The sequence below is a fragment of the Mesorhizobium intechi genome (assembly GCF_002879535.1).
Lineage (GTDB): Bacteria > Pseudomonadota > Alphaproteobacteria > Rhizobiales > Rhizobiaceae > Mesorhizobium > Mesorhizobium intechi.
Window position 1 is genome coordinate 1 of sequence record NZ_PNOT02000079.1, and the last position, 4,309, is coordinate 4,309.

A 4,309-nucleotide genomic window follows, 5' to 3' on the forward strand; every position below is an offset into this window, starting at 1 on the left:
GGCGCGGCGGCGGATTTCCCCCGCCGGTGGGCGCGACGATCCATGCCGGACTTTCAGGCCGAAGCCGATATTGTCGGCCACCGTCATGTGCCGGAACAGCGCATAGTGCTGGAAGACGAAGCCGACATTGCGCTCCTGGATCGACTTCTGCGAAGCATCCTCGTCGCCGAAGAAGATCTTTCCGCGCGTCGGCCGTTCCAGCCCGGCGATCAGCCTGAGCAGCGTCGTCTTGCCGGAGCCGGACGGCCCCAGCAAGGCGATCAGTTCGCCCGACTTGATGTCGAGCGACACGTCATGGAGCGCCGGAAACCGCTCGAACTCCTTGCGCACGTTGGCAACGCGAACTTCCATACAAATCCCTTTGCAGTTGATGCATGTCGTTGTCCCAAAGCCGGCTTCCACTTTTGGGCGACATGCATTTAGTCAATGTCCGCGCGTCGCGGCGAGTTCGGCGCCGTAGCGCATCTCGAGCAGTGTTTTCAACACCAGCGTAACGAGCGCCAGCCCGGCAAGCAGTGAAGCGACGGCAAAGGCGCCGACGGCATTGTACTCGTTGTAGAGGATCTCGACATGCAGCGGCATGGTGTTGGTCAGGCCCCTGATATGGCCCGACACCACCGACACCGCGCCGAATTCGCCCATGGCGCGCGCGTTGCAAAGCAGTACGCCGTAGAGCAGGCCCCATTTGACGTTGGGCAACGTGACATACCAGAAAGTCTGCCAGCCATTGGCGCCGAGCGAAAGGGCGGCCTCCTCGTCGCCATTGCCCTGTTCCTGCATCAGCGGGATCAGTTCGCGGGCGACGAAGGGGAAGGTGACGAAGACCGTGGCCAGTACAATGCCAGGCACGGCGAACAGGATCTGGATGCCATGTGCCTTCAGCCATTCACCGAGCAACCCTTGCGCGCCGAACAGCAGCACATAGACCAAGCCCGAGATGACCGGCGAGACCGAGAAGGGCAGATCGATCAGCGTGGTGAGAAACGCCTTGCCCTTGAACTCGAACTTGGCGATGGCCCAGGCGGCGGAGATGCCGAAGACGACATTGAGCGGCACAGAGATCGCTGCGACAAGCAGTGTCAGGCGGATGGCCGAGCGTGCGTCCGGCTCGCCCAACGCCTGCGTATAGGCGCCGACGCCTTTTGCCAACGCCTCGTGGAAGACGATGATCAGCGGCAAGAGCAGGAAGACGCCGAGGAAGACAAAAGCGATCGCCATCAGCACGGCTTGCGCGGGACGGCTTTCCGTCACCGCCGCCGAACGGCTCTCATGGTAGGGTTCGTAGGATTTGATTTCGGGATCAGCCATAGCGCTTGCGGCTCCATGTCTGCACGAGATTGACGACCAGAAGCATGACGAACGACAGAGCCAGCATGATCGCAGCGATCGCGGTCGCCGCCGGGTAGTTGTATTCCTCCAGCCGGATGACGATCAGCAGCGGTGCGATCTCGGATTTGTAGGGCAGGTTGCCGGCGATGAAGATGACCGAGCCGTATTCGCCGACGCCGCGCGCGAAGGCCAGCGAGAAGCCGGTGATGATGGCCGGCGCCAGGCCCGGAAACAGCACGCGGGTGATGATCTGGAAGCGGCTGGCGCCAAGCGTGGCGGCGGCTTCCTCCACTTCCTTGTCGATCTCTTCCATGATCGGCTGCACCGTGCGTACGACGAAGGGCAGGCCGATGAAGACCAGTGCCACGACGATGCCGAGCGGCGTGTAGGCGACCTTGAGGCCGAGCGGCATCAGCAATTTGCCGATCCAGCCATTCGGCGCGTAGAGCGTGGTGAGCGCAATGCCGGCGACCGCGGTTGGCAGGGCGAAGGGCAGGTCGACCATGGCGTCGACGATACGGCGGCCGGGAAAGCGGTAGCGGACCAGCACCCAGGCGACGAGCGTGCCGAAGACGACATTGACGGCAGCCGCGAGGAAGGCGGTGCCGAAGCTGATTTCCAGCGCATTGATGGTGCGGCGGTCGCTGGCGATCGCCCAGAATTCAGCCCAGCCGAGCGAGGCCGACCGCCAGATCAGCCCGGACAGCGGAATGAGGATGATGAGGGTGAGGTAGGCAAGCGAGAAGCCGAGCGTCAATCCGAAACCCGGAATGACACTCGGCTGCCTGAATCGCCACCCCGCCTGAGCGGGTGCTGTGGTCATGGAGTTCTGGATCGTCCCTTCTTACTCAACCAGATTGTCGCTGAAGAAGCCCATTCACGGGCTTCTTCGGGCACTGCCCAACCTCACTGGGCCGACTTGTAGATCTGGTCGAATATACCACCGTCGCCGAAATGATAAGGCTGAGCCTTCTTCCAGCCGCCGAAAAGCGGATCGTCGATGGAGATCAGCTTGATGTCGGGGGTCTTGGGCAGATCCGCCTGCGCCACCAGTTCGGGCTTGGCCGGACGATAGTGGTTCTTGGCGATGATCGTCTGGCCTTCCTTGGAATAGAGCCAGCCGAGATAGGCTTCGGCCACCTTGCGCGTGCCTTTGGCATCGACATTGGCGTCGACAATCGCCACCGGCGGCTCGGCCAGGATCGATGTCGGCGGATAGACGATCTCGAAATTGTCGGCACCGAATTCGTCGAGTGCCAGATAGGCGTCGTTCTCCCAGCCGATCAGCACGTCGCCGATGCCCTTTTGCGCGAAGGTGACGGTCGAGCCGCGCGCGCCGGTGTCGAGAACCGGGGCATTTGCGTAAAGCTTGCCGACGAATTCCTTGGTCTTGGCTTCGTCGCCGCCATCATGGGCGTTGGCGTAGGCCCAGGCGGCCAGATAGTTCCACCGCGCGCCACCCGAGGTCTTCGGGTTGGGGGTGATCACCTGGGTGCCGTCCTTGACCAGGTCGCTCCAGTCGTGAATGCCCTTGGGATTGCCCTTGCGTACCAGGAAGATGATGGTCGAGGTGTAAGGCGCTGAATTGTTCTCGAATTTCTTGCGCCAGTCGGGATTGATCTTCTTCGATTTCGAGACGATGGCGTTGATGTCGCCCTCGAGCGCCAGCGTCACCACGTCGGCGTCGAGGCCGTCGATCACGGCGCGCGCCTGGGCGCCCGATCCGCCATGCGACTGCTGAATTGTGATCGTCTCGCCGGTCTCGGCCTTCCAGTGGGCGGCGAAGGCCTCGTCATAGGCCTTGTAGAGCTCACGTGTCGGATCGTAGGACACGTTGAGGATGGTGGTGTCGGCGAACGCGAAACCGAGCGTGCCGAACTGGACAGATGTGGCGACCAGTGCGCCGAGCAGTTTCCGGAAATGAGGTTTGGTCATTTCTGCCTCCGTTGAACCGAGCCAAATCTAGCGATTTGATAGAAATTAGATGCATCGAATGTTGCCTTTTTTGCCCTCCTGAAGAAAATCTTCGACGATCTTCCGCTGCTTCGGGAAATATTTTCCTCGCCGGCGCTCTGCGCGGACTCGCGGTCCTATCTAGAGATGCGCGATGCCTTGGCAAGGTCGTTTGGACCTGGTCCGGCAATCACTCGGCGCTCACCGGGAAATCGAAGCGCCGGGTGGGGAAGGGCTCATGCCGGAGCGTATAGTGCCACCATTCGCGCGCATAGTTCTTGAAACCGCCGGCGCGCATGGCCTCGACGAGCAGCTTGCGGGTTGCTGTCGCTTCATTGCCGAGCGGTCGATGCGCCGTCTCGCTCGTCGGGTCGAAACAGTCGAAACCGGTACCGAAGTCCAGCGTATCGGCGTCGATGGCGCCGCAAGCGGGTTTGGCGACGGATGGGCCATCGGCCCGCGCAATCGCGACATCGACGGTCGAACCGCGAGAATGGGTCGACATCTCACCAACATAACCCTTGGCGATCAGGTCGCCACGCCGAACCCCGGGATACCATTGCGGATCGGGCGGCCCACCCTCTCGCGTCCAGTCGCCCATGTCGGCCACGGCACGGGCAGGGCGGTAGCAGTCGAAGACCACCAGTGTCAGGCCTCGAGCAGCGATAGCCTGCTGGACGCCGGCAAGCGCCTGCGCCGCCTGCAAGGTGAGAATGCAGAGCGGTGCGTCGTAGCCAATCAGCCTGCGGTGCAGGAAATTGTCCGCGCCGGCGTAGCGGATGTCCTGGCGAATGGACGGGGCGATATCGGCAAGGCGCACGAAGCCGGTGGGGAGGGGATCGGCATGTGCGCGCAGAACGGAAGCGACAACCGTCAGCGCGTAAAAGCCAACGCGCGGAATCGCCTGGCGCACTCTATTCAACGAACACTTTCACGCTGGCCGCTCGCCCGGCCGCGTCGATCACGGTCAGCGTCGAATAACCGGCGCCGTCCGGTTGCCAAGTCGCGGTGCGGCGGCGGTCGAGGC

Annotated in this window: 6 protein-coding genes; all 6 read right to left on the reverse strand. The window is 62.5% G+C overall.

What is annotated here, in order from left to right:
* On the reverse strand, nt 1-351 hold a 351-nt coding region (locus C1D09_RS07180; protein WP_143973623.1), incomplete at its 3' end, for an ATP-binding cassette domain-containing protein.
* A 72-nt stretch (nt 352-423) separates the two neighbouring features.
* Nucleotides 424-1,308: a sulfate ABC transporter permease subunit CysW gene (cysW, locus tag C1D09_RS07185; protein ID WP_143973624.1), complete on the reverse strand. Its 885-nt coding sequence runs from the start codon at nt 1,306-1,308 to the stop codon at nt 424-426.
* Complete coding sequence (gene cysT / locus C1D09_RS07190) at nt 1,301-2,152, reverse strand: sulfate ABC transporter permease subunit CysT (protein WP_143973625.1); 852 nt, start codon at nt 2,150-2,152, stop codon at nt 1,301-1,303. Before cysT ends, cysW begins: the two co-directional genes overlap by 8 nt.
* Before the next feature lie 83 nt (nt 2,153-2,235).
* On the reverse strand, nt 2,236-3,264 hold the full coding sequence (locus C1D09_RS07195; protein WP_143973626.1) for a sulfate ABC transporter substrate-binding protein: 1,029 nt from the start codon (nt 3,262-3,264) through the stop codon (nt 2,236-2,238).
* Nucleotides 3,265-3,472: 208 nt separating this feature from the next.
* Nucleotides 3,473-4,204, reverse strand: a complete 732-nt coding sequence (locus C1D09_RS07200; protein ID WP_143973627.1) for a M15 family metallopeptidase — start codon at nt 4,202-4,204, stop codon at nt 3,473-3,475.
* The coding region (locus C1D09_RS07205; RefSeq protein WP_143973628.1) for a hypothetical protein at nt 4,197-4,309 on the reverse strand (113 nt) is incomplete at its 5' end. The genes C1D09_RS07205 and C1D09_RS07200, both read right to left, overlap by 8 nt.